Source organism: Burkholderia sp. AU28863 (genome assembly GCF_002223195.1).
In the GTDB taxonomy this organism is placed as follows: domain Bacteria; phylum Pseudomonadota; class Gammaproteobacteria; order Burkholderiales; family Burkholderiaceae; genus Burkholderia; species Burkholderia sola.
The window spans coordinates 1-422 of sequence record NZ_NKFE01000025.1 but is presented as its reverse complement, the minus strand read 5'-3'; the positions used below and the strand labels follow the sequence as shown (position 1 = coordinate 422).

Here is a 422-nt window from a genome sequence, read left to right as displayed (position 1 = left end):
AGAGTTCGAATCATCTTGAGATACATCGATACAATCACAACCCGGATAGTTTCCACGTCCATCTCAAGACGCTTTCGCTATCCAAATTACTTACTTCTTCCAGATTGTTAAAGAACGACAGCCGATACTTTCGTACCGCTCTGACTGGCTCAATCGCCAATGAGAAAAACTCGAACCAAACTTCATTCGAATGTTTGTCATTGAGGATTATCAAAAGCGGCCGGTATTATAACCGATTAAACCGCTAATAGACAGTCTTTCTGTCTTAATCAACAGCCGATAAGCGTGAACGCTCAACTTGTGCGAGATAGCTCTGGAAAGGAGGTGATCCAGCCGCACCTTCCGATACGGCTACCTTGTTACGACTTCACCCCAGTCATGAATCCTACCGTGGTGACCGTCCTCCTTGCGGTTAGACTAGC

The 422-nt window shown here is 45.7% G+C and carries 1 rRNA gene; it reads right to left on the bottom strand.

The features are described from left to right. Positions 1 to 317: 317 nt before the first annotated feature. A 16S ribosomal RNA gene (locus tag CFB81_RS34745) occupies positions 318 to 422 on the bottom strand; the annotation flags it as partial.